The organism is Tenacibaculum sp. AWR4_210, assembly GCF_056160945.1.
The window spans coordinates 32,732-54,948 of record NZ_JBSWYF010000004.1 but is presented as its reverse complement, the minus strand read 5'-3'; the positions used below and the strand labels follow the sequence as shown (position 1 = coordinate 54,948).

At 38.8% G+C, this 22,217-nt stretch carries 16 protein-coding genes; 2 read left to right on the top strand and 14 right to left on the bottom strand.

What is annotated here, in order from left to right; translation table 11 throughout:
* Positions 1-161 precede the first annotated feature (161 nt).
* The 14 genes from ACXAG7_RS08170 to ACXAG7_RS08105 form a co-directional block, all read right to left on the bottom strand.
* Positions 162-1,391, bottom strand: a complete 1,230-nt coding sequence (locus ACXAG7_RS08170) for a porin family protein (protein ID WP_476666559.1) — start codon at positions 1,389-1,391, stop codon at positions 162-164.
* Between the two features lie 272 nt (positions 1,392-1,663).
* Positions 1,664-3,655 (bottom strand): excinuclease ABC subunit UvrB, encoded by a 1,992-nt coding sequence (gene uvrB, locus ACXAG7_RS08165; RefSeq protein ID WP_408044817.1) that lies wholly within the window; start codon positions 3,653-3,655, stop codon positions 1,664-1,666.
* A 26-nt stretch (positions 3,656-3,681) separates the two neighbouring features.
* Positions 3,682-6,402, bottom strand: coding sequence for a T9SS type B sorting domain-containing protein (locus tag ACXAG7_RS08160; protein ID WP_476666558.1), 2,721 nt, complete (start codon positions 6,400-6,402; stop codon positions 3,682-3,684).
* Positions 6,403-6,442: 40 nt separating this feature from the next.
* Positions 6,443-10,960, bottom strand: a complete 4,518-nt coding sequence (locus ACXAG7_RS08155) for a T9SS type B sorting domain-containing protein (protein WP_476666557.1) — start codon at positions 10,958-10,960, stop codon at positions 6,443-6,445.
* Positions 10,961-11,016: 56 nt separating this feature from the next.
* Positions 11,017-11,865 carry an ABC transporter permease gene (locus tag ACXAG7_RS08150; protein ID WP_476666556.1) on the bottom strand — a complete coding sequence of 283 codons (849 nt, stop codon included), beginning with the start codon at positions 11,863-11,865 and terminating at the stop codon, positions 11,017-11,019.
* A 7-nt stretch (positions 11,866-11,872) separates the two neighbouring features.
* Positions 11,873-12,778, bottom strand: a complete 906-nt coding sequence (locus tag ACXAG7_RS08145) for an ABC transporter ATP-binding protein (RefSeq protein WP_408044813.1) — start codon at positions 12,776-12,778, stop codon at positions 11,873-11,875.
* 106 nt (positions 12,779-12,884) lie between these two features.
* The gene (locus ACXAG7_RS08140; protein ID WP_408044812.1) at positions 12,885-13,583 is read right to left on the bottom strand and encodes a response regulator transcription factor; all 699 of its coding nucleotides are present in this window, start codon (positions 13,581-13,583) and stop codon (positions 12,885-12,887) included.
* A gap of 14 nt (positions 13,584-13,597) precedes the next feature.
* Positions 13,598-15,166, bottom strand: a complete 1,569-nt coding sequence (locus ACXAG7_RS08135) for a sensor histidine kinase (RefSeq protein ID WP_408044811.1) — start codon at positions 15,164-15,166, stop codon at positions 13,598-13,600.
* A 109-nt stretch (positions 15,167-15,275) separates the two neighbouring features.
* A complete protein-coding gene (gene coaE / locus ACXAG7_RS08130; RefSeq protein ID WP_408044810.1) occupies positions 15,276-15,869 on the bottom strand; it encodes a dephospho-CoA kinase in 594 nt (197 codons plus the stop codon).
* Positions 15,869-16,798, bottom strand: a complete 930-nt coding sequence (locus ACXAG7_RS08125) for a YbbR-like domain-containing protein (protein ID WP_476666555.1) — start codon at positions 16,796-16,798, stop codon at positions 15,869-15,871. Before ACXAG7_RS08125 ends, coaE begins: the two co-directional genes overlap by 1 nt.
* A gap of 45 nt (positions 16,799-16,843) precedes the next feature.
* Complete coding sequence (yajC, locus tag ACXAG7_RS08120; RefSeq protein WP_408044808.1) at positions 16,844-17,161, bottom strand: preprotein translocase subunit YajC; 318 nt, start codon at positions 17,159-17,161, stop codon at positions 16,844-16,846.
* A gap of 9 nt (positions 17,162-17,170) precedes the next feature.
* Positions 17,171-17,635, bottom strand: coding sequence for a DUF1573 domain-containing protein (locus ACXAG7_RS08115; RefSeq protein WP_408044807.1), 465 nt, complete (start codon positions 17,633-17,635; stop codon positions 17,171-17,173).
* Between the two features lie 33 nt (positions 17,636-17,668).
* Complete coding sequence (gene nusB / locus ACXAG7_RS08110; protein ID WP_476666554.1) at positions 17,669-18,607, bottom strand: transcription antitermination factor NusB; 939 nt, start codon at positions 18,605-18,607, stop codon at positions 17,669-17,671.
* Positions 18,608-18,690: 83 nt separating this feature from the next.
* A complete protein-coding gene (locus ACXAG7_RS08105) occupies positions 18,691-19,791 on the bottom strand; it encodes a Glu/Leu/Phe/Val family dehydrogenase (protein WP_408044805.1) in 1,101 nt (366 codons plus the stop codon).
* 165 nt (positions 19,792-19,956) lie between these two features.
* Here ACXAG7_RS08105 and ACXAG7_RS08100 point away from each other — a divergent pair, with 165 nt between their 5' ends.
* Positions 19,957-21,711 carry an ABC transporter ATP-binding protein gene (locus tag ACXAG7_RS08100; RefSeq protein ID WP_476666553.1) on the top strand — a complete coding sequence of 585 codons (1,755 nt, stop codon included), beginning with the start codon at positions 19,957-19,959 and terminating at the stop codon, positions 21,709-21,711.
* 90 nt (positions 21,712-21,801) lie between these two features.
* Positions 21,802-22,158: a PUR family DNA/RNA-binding protein gene (locus ACXAG7_RS08095; protein ID WP_408044803.1), complete on the top strand. Its 357-nt coding sequence runs from the start codon at positions 21,802-21,804 to the stop codon at positions 22,156-22,158.
* Positions 22,159-22,217: the final 59 nt, after the last annotated feature.

The window sequence follows — 22,217 nt, the reverse complement described above, 5'->3', positions numbered from 1 at the left end:
TATAGATAATTTAATTGTATTTAATTTAAAGAATCGGTGCTTTAAGTGCGTTTCGTGTATTTTTTTTGTGCTGGCCTTTTGCTAACAGATTTATTGGTAGTAAGAACCGTTGAGCTGCAAAACCCTGATAGGAAGTCAGGGTTTTGCAACTACAGTAACTATTAGAATAGTGTATATCCAACTTTTAAATTCAGATTGTTATAAATTATAGGTCCGAGATCATTAGAAAGTACTCGCGGATGTAGATAGTACCTCACATCAATACTCCATTTGTTGTTGTTTTCATAACCCAGACCGATAAAGGTAGAGGTAAAAGATCGAATTTTTTCCCCTTTGATTTTGGGAGAACTTTTTATAGTGCTATTCATAGGGATGTTAAACGATACCCCTGCGTGAAGGTTGAGGAAATTGACATCGTCTAGAAACCAATGATTTTTAATTCCAAATGGGACTTCCAATCCACTGTAGGTAATTACTGCATTTTCAAATACGGAAACATAGGGACCGTTGGGGTAACTTTGTTTAGTTCCTATTTGATAGGGTACGTTTTCCTTGATATTAAAATGATAAGTTGGTTCTGTAAACATGGATAGTTTGTAGTTGTTAAACGGGAATTTGTATTCGAGTTCAACACCTATATGATAGTTTAAGGTAGAACTTGTTGGGCTCGATGTTGGGGTGTCAAAACCTACGACAAAGTTCGAGAGCCCAGCCTTAATTCTGATTTTGGCAATGCCTTCTGCGGTGGAATTTTTTGTTCCTTTTTTCGGGTATTCCTTAATGGGCTCATCATAGCAATGGTTGTAGTTTTTAAAGTAAGGAACGAGATACTTTGAACGGTAACCAATAGCTGTGTTTAATGTTTGGTCCTGACAGCTATAGGAGTCTCGAAGTTGTTTTTGATAGTTACGATTGTATTTTACTTCTCCTCTACTAGTAACGTATTTTTTGAATTCTAAAGGAACGACCTCAGTTCCAGTTCGGACAAAAAAGCGTTCCAGTGAATTTCTTTTATAATTCATCAAGGTCGCTTTCCCCTCGAGAAGTACTTTTAATACGAGTCGCTTGTGTTTAAAAACAGATAAACGGGTGTTGCTGAGCTCGCTACTTTTAGTGGTAGAATTGTCGATACGAACGATGTGAATTTCGTATCTGGCCAATTCGCCAATTTGAACAGCTTTGAGGTCTTTGGCTTCCATGAGCTGTGTTGGTGCGTCTAAGCTAAGCTTATAATGAAATTCCGAAGGAGTGTGTTTTCGGTTTTCAAAGAGGATAAAGGCGTCAATTTTTTTGTCTTTTGAAGTAATAAAATGACCTTTTTCAAAATGTAATTGGGCAAAGGATTGTAAACTTAAAAAGAGTAACATCCATAGCAATAGTTGAGTTCTCATGCGATAATAAAGTTTAATTTAATGTATATTAAGTGTTTAGATGCAAGCTCAAAGAGCTTGTATTAGGTTTATTGATAGTTCAAGAGTAGGCACACAGAAGTACCCATCAAACCAGAAGGTTGATGCTCTTTGAATTCGTTCAAGGCGATATGGGATAGCAGGTTACAGCATCACCACACCCGAAAATACCTCAGGTAGTTGTTTCATAGCAAAGCAAATTTTTTAATATTCTCAATCAGGGCGCAAATATAAATATTTTTGCCTTTTGAAGTTTATTTAAGTTGCTCTTTTAGTAAGTTAATTTCATCGCGTAATTGAGCAGCTACTAGAAAGTCTAAGTTTTTAGCAGCAGTTTCCATCGCTTTTCTTTTCTCGCGAACACGTTTCTCAATTTCTTCTTTGGGTAAGTAGGTCAAGTCTTGTTCTGCAACTTTTTGAGTTGCCGCTTCGTATTGATGACTTGTAATGGCATTTTTCGAGAGCGTATTGTCAATTTTCTTGTTAATCTGTGTAGGAGTAATGCCGTGTTTTGTATTGTAGTTCATTTGTTTCTCTCGTCTCCTAGCAGTTTCATCGATAGTCATTTGCATGCTATTGGTAATTTTATCCGCATACATAATGGCTTTCCCATTGACATTTCTAGCGGCTCTACCTACAGTTTGCGTAAGCGAACGGTGGCTTCTTAAAAAACCTTCTTTATCCGCATCGAGTATTGCCACAAGGGATACCTCGGGTAGATCGAGTCCTTCACGAAGTAGGTTTACACCTATGAGTACGTCAAACAGTCCCTTGCGAAGGTCCTGCATAATTTCAACGCGTTCGAGTGTATCGACATCAGAGTGTATATAACGACAACGTACTTGAATTCTCGTTAGGTATTTGGCGAGTTCCTCTGCCATTCTCTTGGTCAAGGTAGTCACCAAAGTACGCTCGTCTTTTTCAACGCGAATTTGAATTTCTTCTATAAGGTCGTCAATTTGATTTTCACTAGGACGAATTTCTATTTCAGGATCCAATAGCCCCGTGGGTCTAATCACCTGTTCTACGAACAGTCCTTCTGTTTTTTGAAGTTCGTAATCTGCAGGTGTCGCTGAAACGTAAATAACTTGGTTTTGCAATACTTCGAACTCCTCGAATTTTAAAGGACGATTGTCCATAGCCGCCGGTAAGCGGAAACCGTATTCCACAAGGTTTTCTTTTCTGCTGCGGTCTCCTCCGTACATGGCGTGTACCTGAGGAACCGTAACGTGACTCTCATCAATCACCATTAAAAAGTCGTCAGGAAAATAATCTAGTAAACAGAAAGGTCTGGTGCCAGCCTCTCTACCGTCTAAATACCTCGAGTAATTTTCGATACCAGAGCAGTATCCCAATTCTCGAATCATTTCTAAGTCAAATTCCGTACGCTCTTTGAGGCGTTTTGCTTCGAGATGTTTTCCTATCTCTTGGAAATAATCACATTGCTTAACTAGGTCGTCTTGAATTTTATGTATGGCTTCCTGCAATACGTCAGGAGAGGTAACAAAGAGATTTGCTGGATAAATATTTAGGCGATCTAATCGACTTTCCGTTTGATTGGTTTCGATATCAAAAGTTTCTATTTCTTCAATTTCATCACCAAAAAAGTGAACGCGATAACCGCTGTCCCCGTACGATGGGTATATGGTAACGACATCTCCTTTTACTTTGAACGTACCACTTTTGATTTCAACTTCGGTTCTGGCGTATAAGCTGGTCACGAGCAGGTGTAAAAATTTGGTGCGTGATAGCTGCTGATCACGTTCGATGCTAATGACATTCTTTTTAAATTCTACCGGATTCCCAATACCGTATAAACAGGAAACAGAAGCTACGACGAGAACATCTCTACGCCCCGAAAGTAAAGAAGACGAAGTGCTAATTCTGAGTCGTTCTATCTCATCGTTGATAGAGAGGTCTTTTTCTATATAGGTTCCTGTGACGGGAATATAAGCTTCGGGTTGATAGTAGTCGTAATAGGATACAAAATATTCTACCGCATTGTTCGGGAAAAACTGTTTGAATTCGGAATACAATTGCGCTGCTAAGGTTTTGTTGTGCGCTAACACTAGGGTAGGGCGGTTAACCTCTGCTACGACATTGGCAACGGAAAATGTTTTACCAGACCCTGTAACACCGAGAAGCGTCTGATACTTTTCGTTATTCTCAATGCCTGCTGCGAGTTGCTTGATAGCTTCTGGCTGATCACCTGTAGGTTTAAATGCGGATTGTATTTCGAAATTCATATAACAAAAATACACATAGTTTCTGGTTAATTTCTCACTAATGAAATGTTTCCAGTTTTTTGAATTACTTTTCCTTTAAAGTCTGTTAGTTTCGCAGAATACCAATAACCATCAGGAGGCAAAACTTTACCATTAAATATACCTTCCCACCCAAAATCAGCGGTGTAGGTGTTCATGCGATGTAAAAGACGACCGTAACGATTAAATATTTTGATGTCGATGTCTTGAAAAAAGCTCGGCTGGGCTCCCGCTATTCTCCAAACATCATTTTTTCCGTCGTTGTTCGGAGTGAAAAAGCTAGGGAATCCCAGTAAGGTAATTTCCTGTTGAATGGCAGGTTCACATCTGCTAATATCACGAATATAAACCGTTTGGATGCCAGGAGGAACTCCTTGAAAATTATGACTATTACCACTTCCAACATAGCTGAGATCGTCCAATGAATATTCGTAATTTCCATTGCCGGAAACTTCAATTAAAACATCAAAGGTAGCATCACCAGTTGCTGTAGCTTCCCACGATTGTATGCTGGGAATACTCGGATTGACAACTAAAAAGTCGCGATTGTTTGAACACAGAATTCCGTTTTCCGTTTTGTATACGGTTAAATTGTATTTACCAATTCGCTGGAGTTGAAAATTAGCCTGAGTGCTGACTACTTGTCCAAGAGCATCGCGCCATTCAAAACGATCGTTAGAAGGATCGCCTTGCAAAATAACAGGAGGATGCTTTGATGGGTCGATACACAAGGTGTATTCCGTTTGTAAATTAATTACCGGTGTTGCATTAACAATGAGCTGACTCGATTGAATTCCTCCACAGCCAGTAGGTAAGTCGATGCGCAACCAGATGGTGGTACTCGGACTTGTAAAACTCGCAGGTATCGGGTTGTTTAAGGTCTGTGCATCTGTTTGTGATCGATAGAAATTCAGTACAGCGGCTGGAGCTAGGCTTAGTTGATTTCTGATGGCAGCGGCGTAGGTTGCTAAATCAAAAGTTCCTTGACTGTTGGCAACGACACCATCACTGTCTTCACAAACAATCAGTGGGGTTAGCGAAGGTACCGACACAAAAACGGATTCAATTTCAAAAGCGGCAACTTGTACACAGTCATATTCGTTGACAGCTCGGATGTAGAGCGTTTGTGGGTTTTGTTTGTTTTGGTAGGCCTGTGGATTACTCAGTGCATTGCTAGCACTTTGGGCATCTGCTAAGCTTTCGTAATAGGTAAATTGCAAAGAAGGGTCGCTAGTGATTTTACTCGTGATTTGCGTGAGATTAAAGTAATCTGTACCGTTGTTATCTGGATCACATTGTACCAATCGTTGGTTGGGAACTAGGTTGGGAAGGGCAAATACGTTGAGGTCTTTATAAACGGTAGTTGTACTTCCATTAAAAGTGATTTCCGCTGAAACGGTGTAGTTACCAGGACTGGTATAGGTGTGGTTTGTTTGCAAACCACTAGCCGTAGTTCCATCACCAAAATCCCATGCTACTGCGTTAATGGTAGTATAGCCATCTACTTTGAAGTCGATATTTTCAAAAACGCATTCGTCGTTAGCGATGATGCGATTTCTGAAATACGATTGGATAAAGTTAGGCAAGCCTTTACTCGCTTTTTTACCTCCTAAGGAAACGGACAGGTGCTCGTATTGCACAGGAGTATCTTCGTCGTCTGGGAACTTTAAAACACCGAGTTCAGATTGACTAACGATGCCATCTTCCAAATCGATCGGACGGTTATTCTCAAAAATTGAAACGTAAATATTTCCGTCAACTGCCAATTGTAACGAGCCAAAGTGCACATCTGTCGATGTGTAAATTCGTTTTTTTTCGTCAAGAGTAGGGGGTGTTGTCGGTGGCTTGTCAATATAGTATTGTGTGATGGCACTTCGCGTGATGACTTCTCGTGCTGAAAAATAGATTTTTTTTGAATCTGGAGAAAAGGCGAGTCCGAGTGGATTTGTCGGAGTGAAAATCATCATATCCGTAAAAATCGTGGTTTTGTGTGCGAGTTTTCCGGTACTCGCATCGAAATCGTATAAAAAGATATCAGATTGTCCGTAATCAGCGACGGCCAGTTTGGTACCGTCAGGTGAAAATTTCATGACTCCAGTATTCGATACGGTGGTTTTACCTGTATGAACTACGGGAGGTTGAATAATTCCGGTGTCGTCAATTTTAAACACCGAAAATCGGTTGACGGCATTTTTTTCATATGGATTTTGATGCAGTGTTGCCAGCCATATAGAAGAACCGTCGGTGTGATGTACCGCCGAAATTCGATGAGAACTCAAGCTGCGTAACAAGGAACTCCTGCTAGTTACAATTCCCTTCGGATTGGCTGCGTCAAATTTAATTTCTGCATAAAATAGCCCTGAGTTGGGCGGAGGATTAAAGTTTTTTGAGTAGAATAAATAATACACCCCAGGTGTTTTGGGTTTGGGGATGATGATAGAATTCTGAAAGTGGTTGACATTTCCCTGAAGGTTGTCACCATTGGTCATCACTTGATGGTCGCTGGTGTAGATGGTATTGCCGTCGGAGTAAAAGAGTAGATTTCCATTCGCATCAGAAATACTGGTACATCCTGCTGGAGCAGTCATCTTTCCATCGGTAAGAATTTGTCGTTTACCTCGAACGAAATTCATACCAGCTTCCTCTCCGAAATACCAGTGATTAGTTTCGTTTTGGCCGTAGCATAGCCATGCAAAGGTTAGTAGTAGTAGTGTAAGTGCCGGTCTCATAACAAATTAGCTAGTAGTTTCCTACTAGCTAATTTAGTGATTATTTTCTAAGTAATGAAAAGTGACCATTGTGTTGGTGAACTTTCCCTTTTTTATCTACGAGTTCTATTTTAAACCAGTAGTCGTTAGAAGGGAGTGTGTTTCCGTTGTAGGTACCGTCCCAGCCTTCACCATCTACAGGAATCGTGGCAACAGGTTTACCAAAGCGATCGTAAATGTAGATGTTGCTACTCGGATAAAAACTGGAGTTCGCTCCTTTTACTTTCCAAGTATCGTTGTGTCCGTCATTGTTTGGTGTTAAGAATTTCGGATATTCAATTACCGAAACTTCTAAACTCGCATCAGGAACACATCCGTTTTTATCATTTACCAATACGGTGTAAATTCCTCCACCGATATTCGTAAATAGTGGCTCGTCTTGGAAAGGTGTTTGATCTCCTTTTTCGTCAACGAGGGCAAATTGATAATCACCAATACCCAAATTGTTGTTTTCCGTGACGATTTTTATAGAATAGGTGTTGAGTCGGTTGTTATTCGTATCGTCAACGATAATGATATCCTCTTCTTTTAAGGTTGGATTGTTCGATTCGTTTACGACAATCTCACGAGTTCTCTGACATCCCGTTCCGTCTTGCATCGTAGCTGTTACCACATAAGTTCCTCCTTTTGTGACATCGAGGTAATTTGCTGTACTCAATGTGCTAGTGCTGCCTTTTACTTTCCACTCGTACGAGTAGGTCGCCAATGGGTTGATAGGCTCTAAACGCGTTTGAGGATTGTTTAAACAAACAATTACTGGCGTGTTCACTGTAAAGAACGGAAGTGGATTGATAATAATATCAAACGATAGGTTGCTGTTTACACAACGCGATTGGTTGTTGACAACGCGAACAAATACTTTTTGATTATTCGCCGTATTTTGATACGTGTTTTCATTTAACGGGTTGGCTCCTGATCTTGCATCTGCTTGTGAAGCGTGGAAGGTCACAGCAAACTTATTGTGATCAGCTACCGGGTAATTGGCTAAAATTTCCGGAACTTTATTTTTGAGCGTGATATCTCCGTTAATAGAGTTGGTGTCGTCATTAGCACTGTCAGAAGTATTATCGCAGTCTACATAATTATTGATGTTTACTGGGATATTAGGTTCTGGATGTATAATGATTTGTAAAGTAGCAATACCGTTGCGACAACCGGTAGTTTTGTTGAGCATGCTGATAAATATGATCTCTGTAGCTGGATCATCGCCTGCCAAACTCGCCGGGAAATTAGTCGTTGTTGGATCGTTCGCATAGGTAGTTTTCGACAATGGATTTACGCCGTTAATGGCATCATTTCTCGTTTTGTGATAACTCACCTCAAACTGCGCTGGATTTTTACCGTTCAATACGTCTACATCGCGATCTCCCAGAGGAATATTTTGCGCAATTCTGTTTCTAGAATCACTGTCACTCGCCGTAGGAACATCACAAACTTCTAAGTTCGGGATTGTGTTTGAAATGGTTGGTAATGGGTGAATAATGATGTCAAATTTGGTGTGGTCATTAAAACATCCAGTAGCGTTATTTCTTACGCGAACATAAATGGTTTCACGGTCACGAGTAGTATTCTTATAGTTGTTGTCATTAGGAATAGCATTTGCCCCTGAGTTGGCATCTGCAGCCGATTTGTGGAACGTAACGGTGAAATTTGCAGCAGATTGGCTTCCTAAAATTGTAGCCGCATAGTTGCGTAAATTGATATTGGTATTGATACCATCGTCAAAAGCACCACTGTTAAAATCATCACAGAGTTCTATGTTGGCAACCGCAGCTGCTGTAGGTACCGGGTCAACCGTAAGTGTTATATGAGGTCCGAATCCCAAACAATCATTGTCTAAATCACTGTCCACACGCACGTAAATTTGTTGTGTGTTCGGATATCCAATATTACGGTAGTTGGTGATGTCTGTAATAGCATTTTTTTCAGCTAAGGCATCTGGTTCGTTGCGGTAATAGGTTACGTTAATTTTTTGTCCTACTGCTGTGAACATGTTCTTAATTTCAGCATCTACTGAACTAAAGTCAAAACTACTAATACCATCGGTATCATTGTTATTTACGTTGTTAAGTCCGTTGATATCACGAAAATCATCACATTGTCTAAAGCTACGACTAAAGGTACTTGGGATTCCCGTCGTTGAAACAGTTAAGTTTACTTCGGCAATGCGTCGACACCCATTGCTGTTGGTTACTGTAGCCCATACTTTGTCTGAAGTCGCAGTTTTATTTCGGTATACAGTCGGATTCGCAATTGGCGAGGTTGCCGCTTGGGCATTGGCCAATGATTCGTAAAAGACAAAGGTTTCGTTGGTGAAATTCGTTGAAATTTTTCCGCGAGCTTCTTCTAAGTTGAAGTCTGAAAAAGCATCCGTATCGTTATCACATTGTTTTAATTCAACGACATTGTTAATCGTCGGTAAAGCATTAACCACCAACTGTAAGGTAGTGGCAGTGTCGTTACAAGCTACGTTGTTTTTGTTTTCAACGCGAATATAGACCGTTTGGTTGTTTGCCGTTTCATTGCGATAAGGAACAGTTTTGTTAATTACGTCAGTATTTGACTGTGCACCGACCAAGGTTTTGTGGTACGATACGATGTAAATAGCCGGGTCTAAAGCACCTAGTATTTCACTGTCCTTTGTATTGAGTAAGAATTCGTGAATTCCGTCGGTATCGGTTCCAACCGTCGCATCATCACAAAAAACGTAATCCGCAGGTTTGGTCGGAGCTGGTTTTCCGGTAACGACTAGTTTGAACGATTTGATATCGGCACAAGCTTCAGGTGCCGCCTTGTTATGCATACGGGCATAAATGGTTTGATTGCTAAAGGCCGTTGGGTTTCTATATGGATTTGCCAAGGCATTAGCAGTTGTATTGTTGGTAGCATCTGCCATAGAGAGGTAGTACACTACTTCAAAAATAGCAGGGTCTTGACCGTTGAGTACTTGTGGAGTAACGTCTTTCTGTAAATCGAATACATTAAATCCATCATTGTCAACATCACAGAAGTTGATGTCGCTAGGTTGTGTTGCTGAGGTCGCAGGATATACTTCGATTTTAAAAACTCCTTCGCGAATAACCTTGTTTCCACAACTGTCTGTCAAAGTAACCTTTAGGCGGTATTCTCCGGCATTGGCAAGCGTGAGGTTGTTTAGGGTGATTGAAATTGAATTCGATATAGTCGTCGTCGTGGTTCCGTTGTTAAAGGTCCATTCATAGGTCACCCCAGTACCACTTAATGGATCAGGAGCAATGGTCTTGCTTTCACCAATACAGTACTGCAGTGTTTTATTATTTACAGGAAGCCCTGAAATTTGATCTTTAATTTCAATAGGGATTAAAAGAGACGAAATAAAAGGAGGTAATCCCTGTGTTGATTTTTTTCCTTTTAAATCGATATAATCTTTTCTAAAACGCAGGTCAACAGGATCGGCATCCGGGTTCTCGATTACGTCTAAGTGCGTGGCAAAACCAGCAGGATTGCTATAGGTTTGTGGGATGGTTACATAAATCTTCCCGTCTGGAGCCAACTGTAGCGAACCTCTAAATCCATTTTGTTCTACTACTTTGTGTTTCGAACCGCGAATATCGGTTTTGGTCAAGTCAAATTGGAACAATTTATAGGTACTTGGACGCGAGGGGTCATCTGTGAAAAAGCGAGTGGTTGATACGTAGGCTTTGCGAGAATCTCTAGAAAATTCAACCCCATAGGCTTGACCATCAGCAAAACTCAATAAGTTAACCCCGTCGTTGGCAACCACACCTGTAGCGTTGTCAAACGAAAAAAGTGTCGCTTGATTGTTACTTTGATTCGCAATGAGGACTTTCGAAGCATCAGGAGAGAGCTTTAAATTTCCTCTATTGGTGAATCCTCCACCTACGGTAGAGATTACAGGAGTGCTAATGATTCCAGTTTTATCAATTTTGTACGCGTAAAATTGCGATTGTGTTGGAGATACAACCCAATAAGTGTTACAATCTTTTCCGCGAACAGCGGCTACTTTTTCAGTCCATTGACTCGCTTTTCCGTCGGATAAGTCTTTAAAGAAAACGCCGTCTTTATCTTCATCGATAAGCTGACCAGCACCTCCGTTTAATGACATGTCAATGGTATATACGTGGAGTCCACTTGCAGGACCACTAGCTGAGGGTCCGTCATCTACGGTAAATAAGTAGTAGATAGATGAGGATTCCGGTTTTGGAATAATCATTCCTGATTGTGTACTTGAAGGATCTCCTTTCAAATCATTTGCTGGGTTACCGTTGGTGTAGTTCATCACATTGTGATTTTTGTCCCAAACCGTAATACCATCTGAGTAAAATAACAGATTACCCGAGGCATCAGCAAAAGAAGAACATCCTTCAAGGGTGCTTAAACGTCCGTTGGTTAATGCAGTAGGAGGGGTGGTGTTAAAATCCAACCCAGCATTTTCTCCAAAGTACCAGACGTTTGCTTCTTTTTGAGCATAACTAGCTATTGATAGAAATGTTGTAAGTAGTATAAGTAGTTTCTTCATTCTATAGAAAAATAAATTTCTTGCTAATATAAAACAACTTAACTACTTAAAACCCTCTATAAATCACGTTTTTTTAACAATCTATACGATAATAACATAAATATAGCCGTCCATGCAAGTACAATGACTATCGATAACAAGCTAACAGAATAGTCCTTGGTAATGTGTTCTCCGATTTGATTGGCTACTGTTTTTACAGCGCCTAAACGAGTAACGGGCTCTTTAATCAAGTTAGACATCGCTTCTAGCGGGAAAAATTGCATTACCTGGTCTACAGCTGCCTGGGTGCTTCCCTCGACATTTCTGAATTGCCAGTACAACATTCCTTTAGTCATCCCTTCTATAATCGCCCAAACGATCATGGCACCAACAGCAAAGGCAGAACGCTTTATCAGCATACCTAAGAACAGACCAAATGAGAAAAACCCAACGAGTTTTACAAAAAAGGCCACTAAATAGGAGAGGTCTGAGAAAATGATAGCAGGCTCATTGAAGTCCGAATAAACTAACCCTAAAATTAAAGAGGTGACAAAGACAAAAACTGTAGAGATTAGTGCAAGCACGAGAACGGTATAAAACTTTGAAAGTAAAAATTCCTTTTTACTCAAACCGTCAATCAGGTTTTGCTTTAGTGTTTTGTAGCTGTATTCATTGGCGACCATCGAAACAATAACGAGCAATAAAAAGAATTTAAAAATCGAGGCAACGAAGGTGTTAAAGTGCCAGATGTACGGAAAATTAAAAATCCCTTGTTCAGCCAAATGAAATTTTACGGGGCCGATATCGAATTTGATAGCGGCAATAAGTGCGATAGAAGTCAGTAGCCCAAAGTAAATAAAGGTGAGTACTCTACTGGCTGTATTGTATCGTATTTTGTGGTATTCTATACTTAGTAATCGTAACATAGTTAGGTTAGTTGTTGCGGGTTAAATCTAAAAATTGCTCTTCTAAACTCGGTTTGCGCTTCACGAGGTGGGCGACAGCAATGTTGTTTTCAAACAAGTAGCGATTGAGCGTTGCTGCCGAAATGTCATTTTCTAATTGCACGATGAGCAAATCGTCTTCTTTGTTGACGCTAGCGGTTTCGTGATAGTTTTTTAAGGCGTTGATCAAATTTTCTTCGGAGCTGTCTTCTGCAGCTTTCACTTCGATAATACCGTTAGAAGCAATCATCGTATCTACGCGACCGTTGTACAGTTTTTCTCCTTTGCGGAGCACGATTACATGGGTACATATTTTTTCTACTTCATCAAGTAGGTGAGAAGCCAGTAAAATTGTGGTTCCCCCTTGGGCAATTTTTTTAATGATTTTACGGATTTCGTGAATCCCTTGAGGATCTAGTCCATTTGTGGGTTCATCGAGTATCAGGATTTCAGGATTGTTGAGCAAGGCGGAAGCGATGGCCAATCGCTGTTTCATCCCTAATGAATAGGTTTGGAATTTGTCGTGACGGCGTTCGTACAAATTGACAGTTTTTAGTTTGTCGTCAATATTTTCACGAGACACTCCCTTAATTTTACAAATGAGCTCTAAATTTTGAGTAGCCGTCATATACGGGTAAAAATTTGGGCGCTCAATAATGGCTCCTACTTTTTTTAGTGCGTCATGAGTAGTGCTAGTTCCGTTAAACCAGCTAAAAGAACCACTGGTTTTGTTAACTACGTTCAAGATAATTCCAAGCGTGGTAGATTTACCACTTCCGTTAGGACCTAGAATTCCGTAAATATTTCCTTTTTGAATGTCAAAAGATAAATCGTTAACGGCTTGGATTTTTCCGTAGTTTTTATGCAGGTTTTTAATAGATAAGATTGTTTCCAAGCTAGTTTTTTTTGAGAGTTATACTGATAAGACGAAGATGAGGAATTTTTGTTACAAAAAAAAAGCTCCCTAAAATTAGGAAGCTTAGTGGTTGTAATATTGAGGTTTATGATTTATCAATCAAACGGAATCCTTCTCCGTGGATGTTTAAGATTTCTACATCTTCATCACTCTTTAAATACTTACGTAGCTTGGCAATATACACATCCATACTACGAGAAGTAAAGTAGTTGTCATCTCTCCAAATTTTTGTCAATGCCAATTCACGAGGCATCAAATCGTTTTTGTGGATGGCTAACATGCGCAACAACTTACTTTCTTTCGGCGATAGTTTTTGTGGCTCTCCACCGTTAAAAGTCAAGTGACGTAACTTTGAATTGAAATCGAATTTTCCAATCTTGAACTCGAATTCTTCACTTTCGGTAGACTTTTCGCTTTCTTTACGCTGTAAAATAGCTTTTATTTTATGCAAAAGTACTTCCGAATCAAAGGGCTTATTTAAGTAATCATCGGCCCCCACCTGATAACCTCTTAAAACGTCCTCTTTTAAGGTTTTCGCAGTTAGGAAAATAATTGGAATTTCCTTGTTGGTGGTTCTGATATCTTCTGCCAAAGAAAAACCGTCTTTTCTGGGCATCATTACATCTAAAATACACAAGTCATATTCGGCATTTTTGAACATAATCAATCCGTCAATTCCGTCTTTTGCATGTGTTACATTATAATCGTTTAATGCTAAATAATCTTTAAGAACGGTTCCAAAATTTGGATCGTCTTCTACTAATAGAATCTTTTTACTTCCCATTGTATCCTTTCATTTTATATTAATGGTAATTTAACTGTAAATGTGCTTCCCTTACTTTTTTCGCTCTCAACGTAAACGGTACCTTGGTGATTGTCTATGATTTCTTTTACATAGGCCAATCCTAAACCGTGTCCTTTTACATTGTGTATATTTCCTTTGTGCTCGCGATAAAATTTATCGAAAACATATTTTTGTGCATTTCTACTCATACCGATACCTTCGTCTTTTATTTTGAAGATAAAGTACTTGTTGGTACTCTCGGTAAATACCTCAATTTTAGGGGCCTCTTCAGAGTATTTTACGGCGTTTTCCAACATGTTGACAACGACGTTTGTCAGGTGGAATTGATTTCCGAGAACTTCTGTAGAAATCGCCTGAAAATGTGTCGTAACAGAACCGTTTTTACTACTGACTAACAATTGTATATGTTCAATAGCCTCTTCTATAATGTCGTGAACATCGACTGCATCCTTACTAATTTCGATCTGGTTCTTTTCGAGTTTGGATATACGCAATACATTTTCTACCTGTCCGTGCATGCGCTTATTTTCATCTCGAATCATTTGAACATAACGCTTTACCTTTTCTTCATCACTGATGATTTTCGGGTTTTTGATCGCATCCAGAGCTAAGTTTATCGTAGCAATCGGCGTTTTAAACTCGTGGGTCATGTTGTTGATGAAATCGGTCTTTATTTCAGAGATCTTCTTCTGACGTACCAGCTGGTATAATGAGGTTGAAAAAGCTGCAATAATTATACCAATAAAGAGCAATGACAGCAATAAAATTTTCATCATGCCCGACAGGAGGTTTTCCCGTTTGTTTGGAAATTTGATATACAGCATATACTTGCTATTTCCATTTTCATCTTCCAGCAAAGGATAGTAAAAATTATCCTTCAATTGAATATTGAAATATCCAGATTTTAAGCGCGTAGCAAAACCGTCTTCGTATACTCCGTATTTAAAGTCTTGATGAATGTTTTGATTTGCCAATTCTTTTTTCAGGGTTCTGTTCAGCTCTTTGTTGCTAATTCGTTGGTGTATTGGCGTAAATTGCTGGCTCTGCCTGAATATATCTTCCATCTGTAACTGTTGCCACTTTGAATAGGTCTTATAGGTAGAAAACCTATTTTCATCTATCATCGTTGCAAAGTCTCGGTCTTGTGAACTTACTTCTTTGGAGAAGTAAAAATCTTCTTTCCCAGTAAACCGCTTGATTACGATGGAGTCATTGTCGACAAATTTTGATGGAATTTTAAAATTTTCCTCTAAAATCGTCGCCCCAAACGTAAACTTCTGTTTGTTCGTCGTATCGATTCGTTGGAATAAGTAGTTTTTTATCTCCGCATTGGTGCGTAATTTATTATCTTTTAAAAATTGTTCGTGTGTCAATACAAATTCGCGGTATTCTCGGTCTTTGATATGTTCCGAAGTCTTCGCCAACGCTTTTGTAACATCGCTTTCAAATTGTTGTTGTTTGTTTTTTAGTGCATCTTTAATCCAATACACTTGAACAGAGATAATTCCTATCAGTGAAATACTCATTAAGACAACAATAATGATAAAGATTTTCTTGCCCATTAGTCAAAAATAAATTATTCGAACGAAGTGGAATTTTCTTTTAACGTAGATTAACAATCGTTTTTTAAATTTAAGAAAATTTTAAGAAAAAATTATAACATAGGTTAAATTAATTCGGCTTCGTTGTTAAAAAATTATGAATTCTTAAAACCTGCTCCGCAGTTTTTGTTAAATCCTGATTGTTAATTATATAGTTGGATTGCAGGATTTTTTTGTTTTCAGCCCATTGTTTGTCCATCCTGTTTTGAACGTCTTCCGCACTGCATTGATCGCGTTGCATTACCCTTTCAATTCTGGTTGCTATTGGAGCTGTAACTGTGATGATACGATCACAAAAACCACTACTGCCATTTTCAAAAAGTATGGCATTCTCGTAGAGTATATAGGTGGCCTCTTGGTGGCTAGCTATAAAGTGCTGCAAGTGACGGTGGACAGCTGGGTGAACTATGGCGTTGAGCTTTGCGAGTTGAGAAGCATCTTTAAATACAATGGATGCTAGGTGCTGCCTGTTTAAAATGCCTTCAGCTGTATAGGTCTCGTCGCCAAAGGTGGCGCAGAGTTGCTCGCGTAAGTCCGCATCGTTGTTCATGAGTCGCTTGGCTTCTTCATCTGCGTGATACAGAACGACACCGTCAAATTTTAAAAACATCTTGGCGACAGTAGATTTGCCACTACCGATACCTCCAGTAAGTCCAATAATCATTATTTGTGTATTAGGTAATCAATTTTTTTTGGGGTGATGCGCACGGCCGATACCATGTTGGAAGCTCTCTTGACCACGGGGATAAGATAGGGCAATCCTTTGGATGCCGATTGCTGATAATCACAATACACTTCGAAAGAAGCGGGGGTTATTTTATCGAAATCTGCCAATCCTACCTTGTAACGGATACTCACTTCTTTCGGAAAGATGGTGAGCTGTTTGTTTTTGGGTAAATTTATCAAGGTCACAGGAACTTTTAAAGCACCTTCGGTAAATTTGACGGCGTTTAACTCCAGGCTAACTTCTCGTTGCTTGGAATTAATACCCGACGGAATATCCAAAGCGACAACCTCTGTGTACACATCGGTAATTTGTTGGCCTTTTATAGGTTTTGTATTGATTTCATTAATAGCTTTTAACTGCGATTCATTGCCTGATATCGTAACTGAGTCAGGTGAAATACGCAGGGGAGCAGCGAGATCAAAGCCTTTTTTTAATGGAAGGCTGTGTGTAAAGACAACTGGAACTTTTTTGGATTGTAATTCACTGATGTTAAAAAATAAACTGTCTTGCGGAATTTGAACAACCGAAAGTCCTGAAGCAAATTGTTTTTGCAAGGGCGTTATTAATTCCCTCGTCAAAATATAATAAGAATTGGGTGTTTTCTTATAGAGTTTTCCCAAGCTAATAGTCAAAGGAGCTTGTCTTAATTGGGTGCTAATAAGATTAAAGCCACTAGATTTTACAATGACTGCCAGTTCTTTTGGGGGAACTTTATTAAACTGTCGGTGCTGTGCTAAACTGTGATACTTTACCTCGTAACGAACGGTGGTAGTATACGTTTTAGACAGGTTCATCAGCAACCAAAAAAGGAGCGATGCCGATAAGAAACCGATAAATACTTTGGGTATGTTTAATTTTTTTTCCACAAAAATAATGCGATGCAAAAAAAAAGTGAGCAGAGCTCACTTTTGTTATTTTGCAGTTGGCTTTTGATATTTTTTACTCAACTCCATAGAAATTGCCGAGCGCTCAAATTTTATTTTTCCTGCTCCGGTTTCTACAGTTACCGTATTGTCATTATCGTTTAGTTCAACTATTTTACCGTGAATTCCACTTGTCGTCACCACTTTGGTTCCTTTAGCTAATTCTTCTTGGTATTTTTTTTCTTTTTTCTGACGCGATCTTTGCGGTCTTATGACTAGGAAGTATAAGGCTCCAAACATAAGTACGAAAGGCACCATTTGCATAAGGCTATTATTAGCCTGTAAAAATAGAGTTTGTGCTAACATTATATCGAATTATTCTTTGCTTTTCGCTTTTACCATACCACCGATCTTTACGGTTTCAATACCTTTTTCTGTATTGGTACGTAGGGTTACCGTTTTCGATTGTTTACCAACCTTACCGCTCGTATTAAAACTAACTTTGATCTCTCCAGTTTTTCCTGGTGCAATAGCCTCCTTAGGCCATTCAGGTACAGTACAACCACAAGTAGCGTCTGCTTTTGAGATAATCAAATCTGACTTACCAGTATTCGTTACGATAAAAGAAGTTTTAATGACATCGCCATCTGTAGCGGTCCCAAAATCAAATTCGGTTTTATCAAAACTAATTTCAGGAGCTCCGACATTGATCGTCTTATCGCGCTCTGCAGCTTTGGCTAGGTTTTCTGATTTTATCTTGGTAGCTGCATTTCCATTAGAACAAGACACAGCCGTAAAACTAGCGGCAGCGATGGCCATTGCGTATACTATTTTTTTCATATTGATATTATGTTTTGGTAAAAATACAAAATCTTACAATAATCCCCTTCCAATTTTCACCATGGCATTGGAAGCCAAGTATTCTTTTGCCAATTTATCCAACACTCCGTTGATAAAATATCCACTCTTGTTGGTCGAATAGTCTTTGGCAAGTTCGATGTATTCATTGATGGTTACACGGCTCGGAATCGATGGGAAGTGCAAGAACTCAGTGATGGCCATTTTGATCAAGATAAGATCAATATCAGCGATTCGGTCTGCTTCCCAATTCGGAGTTTTATCTTTGATATCATCACTGTACTTATGTTGGTTAAGTACTGTTTTTGTAAAGAGGGCTCCAACGAAATCTTTGTCGTCCTGATCTTTGTACAAATTACCTAAAACAAAAGGATTCTTAGGTGTTTGCTTGTTGAGGGTTTTGAGGACCCAAGTATTCACGAAAGGCATGTCGTCTACCCACGAAATCATTTTATCTTCAAAGTAATCGGCAATCTTTTCATTTGGAGCGATGATGTCTCTAAAGAAATTAATCACAAAGCTACGGTCAACGTTGTAAGAGTCTTCTACCGTGTCCATATACTTTTTGTAAAGTTCACTGTTCAAGAGCTCCTCGAAAATAATTTCCACGTACTTGTCGTCTAAATCCCAGTAATTAAGTTTGTTGAGTTCCACGTAACCTTCTAAGCTCACACTGTCTGTTAACAGGTTGAGTAAGCGGTTGTCAATAAATTTTGTGTTGGGGTTTAAGTCTTCTTTAGTGGCGAGAATTTTCTTTTTAGAGAGCTCAATTCTCTTTCGAGCTAACTTTTGTACTTCAACCAGTAATTGTAAGTTTAAAACGTATAGGTCAAACATCTTGTCGATGCTGTGTTTTAAAAACTTTTCTTCTCTAACTAGGTCATCACTATGCGCTTGTTGTATCGCATACACCGACTGCATTACTTTAACTCGAATATGTCTTCTATTAATCATTTGAAAGAACTTTAAACAAAAAAGAGAGCGTAAAGAATGGTAATTCTTACGCTCTGCAAAATTATAACTTTTATTTATCTTACCTAGCTATTTTGCTCTTTTTTACGAGCATCAATTCTCGCTTGTGCGATATTGAAGGCTGCTTGGTGTGTTGTAATGTTTTCTTTTTCTGCTAAGTCAAAGATTTCAAGAGTGGTATTGTAGATGTTTTCAGTTCTCTTTAAACTCTCTTCTTTTCCGTATCCTTCAACTTCAGCGTATACATTGATAATTCCACCAGCGTTGATTAAGAAGTCAGGAGCATAAGCGATACCGCGCTCTTGTAATAATTTTCCGTGTTTAAGTTCGTTTGCTAATTGGTTGTTAGCAGCTCCAGCAACTACTTTTGCGTTTAACTGTGCAATAGTGTTGTCGTTTAAGGTAGCTCCTAAGGCACAAGGTGCGTAGATATCGATATCTAATCCGTAAATATCGTTTCCTAAGGCTACGTTTGCATCGTACTTTTTACTCAAAGCAGCTAAACGCTCTTCGCTAATGTCGTTTAAGATTACTTGAGCTCCTTCGTCAGTGATGTGCTTCACTAAGGTTTCACCAACATGACCAACTCCTTGAACTAATACTTTTTTACCCGCTAAATTGTCGGTTCCAAATTTGTATTTTGCCGCGGCTTTCATACCCATGTAAACTCCGTATGCTGTTACAGGAGATGGGTTTCCTGATCCACCAATCGCTTCAGAAACTCCAGTAACATGAGGTGTTACTTCACGGATGATATCCATGTCTCTAGTTTCCATTCCTACATCTTCAGCAGTAATGTATTTTCCACTTAATGAATGAACAAACTCTCCAAATTTACGCATTAAGGCATCGTTCTTCTGAGTCTTAGCATCACCAATAATAACGGCCTTTCCTCCACCGAGATTTAATCCGGTTATAGCTGACTTAAAGGTCATTCCACGAGATAGACGCAATACGTCGTTTAAAGCTTCCCATTCACTTTTGTACTGCCACATTCTAGTTCCACCTAAAGCTGGTCCTAAAGTTGTATTGTGGATACCAATTATTGCTTTTAAACCTGTATCTTCGTCATTACAAAAAACGATTTGTTCGTGATTGTCAAAAGATAATTGACCAAATACTGGATCGTTTTTAAGATCTTTAGTATCAATGATTTCTGATGTCATTTGTTATGTGTTTTGATTTGAGTTTATTTTGATAATCTCAAAAAATTAGGTCGCAAAAATAGGAAATCGTTAAAACATAATCAAAAAAAGCCGTTGTAATTGTATTATCTTTAACAAAATTAGAACGGAAATAGGTTTTTAATTAGAGAAATTTTTTAAACAGTTTTGAAGGAATTACAATATCTGAACAAGTATTTTATCAAGTATAAGTGGCGACTTCTAGTCGGAGTAGTCATTACCGTATTATCCAAGTTGTTAGCACTGAAAATCCCAGTAATCATAAGAGATTCTTTAAATGTTGTAGAGCAATACGTACAGGGGAAAACAACCGATTTACCCGCGGTAAAACAAGAGTTGTTGTACAATATTTTATGGATAGTTGCCGTGACCTTGGTGGCAGGATTTTTTACTTTTTTAATGCGACAAACAATAATTGTGATGTCACGTTTGATAGAATTTGATTTAAAAAATGAGATATATCAACAGTATCAGCGACTGTCTATTAACTTTTATAAAAAGAATAGAACCGGTGATTTGATGAACCGAATTAGTGAAGATGTGTCGAAGGTTCGCATGTATTTTGGCCCAGCAATCATGTACTCCTTGAATATGATTGTACTGTTTATTGTGGGCTTTACTCAAATGATTCAAATCGATGCTACTTTGACCATGTATACCTTACTGCCGTTTCCTATTTTATCGATTTCAATTTTTGTGTTGAGTCGAGAAATTAATAAGAAGAGTGGTGTGGTCCAACAGTACCTTTCTAAGCTGACAACCTTTAATCAAGAGTTCTTTTCGGGGGTGAATGTGGTAAAGTCTTATGCCATAGAAAAAGAAGTCATTGCTAATTTTGATAACTTGGCCGATACCAGTAAGGAAAAGAATATTGCCTTACACAAGGTACAAGCTTTGTTTTTTCCTTTGATGATTTTATTGATAGGTTTGAGTAATATCATCGTATTGTACGTCGGAGGGAAGCAATACATTGCTGGAGATATACAAATTGGAGTCGTAGCCGAATTTTTTCTGTATGTCAACATTTTGACCTGGCCAGTAGCCATTGTCGGGTGGGTGACTTCTATTGTGCAACAAGCGGAGGCTTCTCAAAAACGTATTAATGAATTTTTAGAGGAAGTTCCCGAAATCCAAAACACAGTAGAAACAGGAACCGAAATTCAAGGAACTATTGAGTTCAAAGATGTGTGGTTGCATTACGACGATACAGACATCACCGCACTGAAAGGTATTAGCTTTAAGGTAGCACAAGGACAAACGGTGGCCATTTTAGGGACTACCGGAAGTGGAAAGTCTTCAATAGTCAACCTCGTTTCGCGTTTGTACGATACTACAGGTGGACAAATTTTAGTGGATGGAGTGGATATCAAGGAATGCAATTTGTACGATTTGCGCAATCAAATCGGGTTTGTACCTCAAGATCCATTTTTGTTTTCAGATACCATAGAGAACAATATCAAATTTGGTAAAGCAACGGCGGAGCTTACTGAGATTCAGGAAGCTGCTAAAAATGCGGTAATTCACGAGAATATCATGGATTTCAGCGAAGGGTATCAAACGGTTTTAGGGGAGCGTGGTGTTACCCTGTCAGGAGGACAAAAACAGCGAACTTCTATTGCCAGAGCGATTATCAAAGACCCCCAAATATTGGTGTTTGACGATTGTCTTTCAGCGGTAGATACGGAAACGGAAGAACGAATTTTGACGAACCTAGAAAAGGTTTCAAGTGGTAAAACAACCTTCATAATCAGCCATAGAATATCCTCAGCTAAGAATGCAGATATGATACTTATCCTAGAAGATGGTAAGATCATTCAACAAGGAGTTCACAATCAGCTCATAGAACATGAAGGATATTACAAAGATTTGTATAATCAGCAACTTTTGGAAAAAGAAATATAGTGTTTCGCATTGTTACGTCAATTATTTTGTTAGATTTGTTGAGCAATTTTAAATAAACAACTATTACTTATATTACTTAAGACAAGAATTATGAGCGAGAGAGTAGAACAAGAAGAAATTTTTTCACAGGTTTTAAGAGCTGGTAGAAGAACCTATTTTTTTGATGTTAGGTCAACTAAGGCTGATGATTACTACTTAACAATTACGGAAAGTAAGAAGTTTACACACGATGATGGTTCATTCCACTACCAAAAGCACAAGATCTACTTGTACAAAGAAGATTTTTCTGACTTTAAGGACATGTTGGACAAGGCAACTAATTACATTGTAAGCGAAAAAGGAGAGGAAGTTATTAGTGAGCGCCATCAAAGAGATTACAAAAAAGAAGAAGCGGCCGTAGAAGCCTCTGCAGAGAGTTTTACCGATGTTTCTTTTGATGATATTTAAGGAAACAGCTTGAGTTAAGCTCATTGTTGTACCTTAAAATTTCAATTCAAATTCAATTT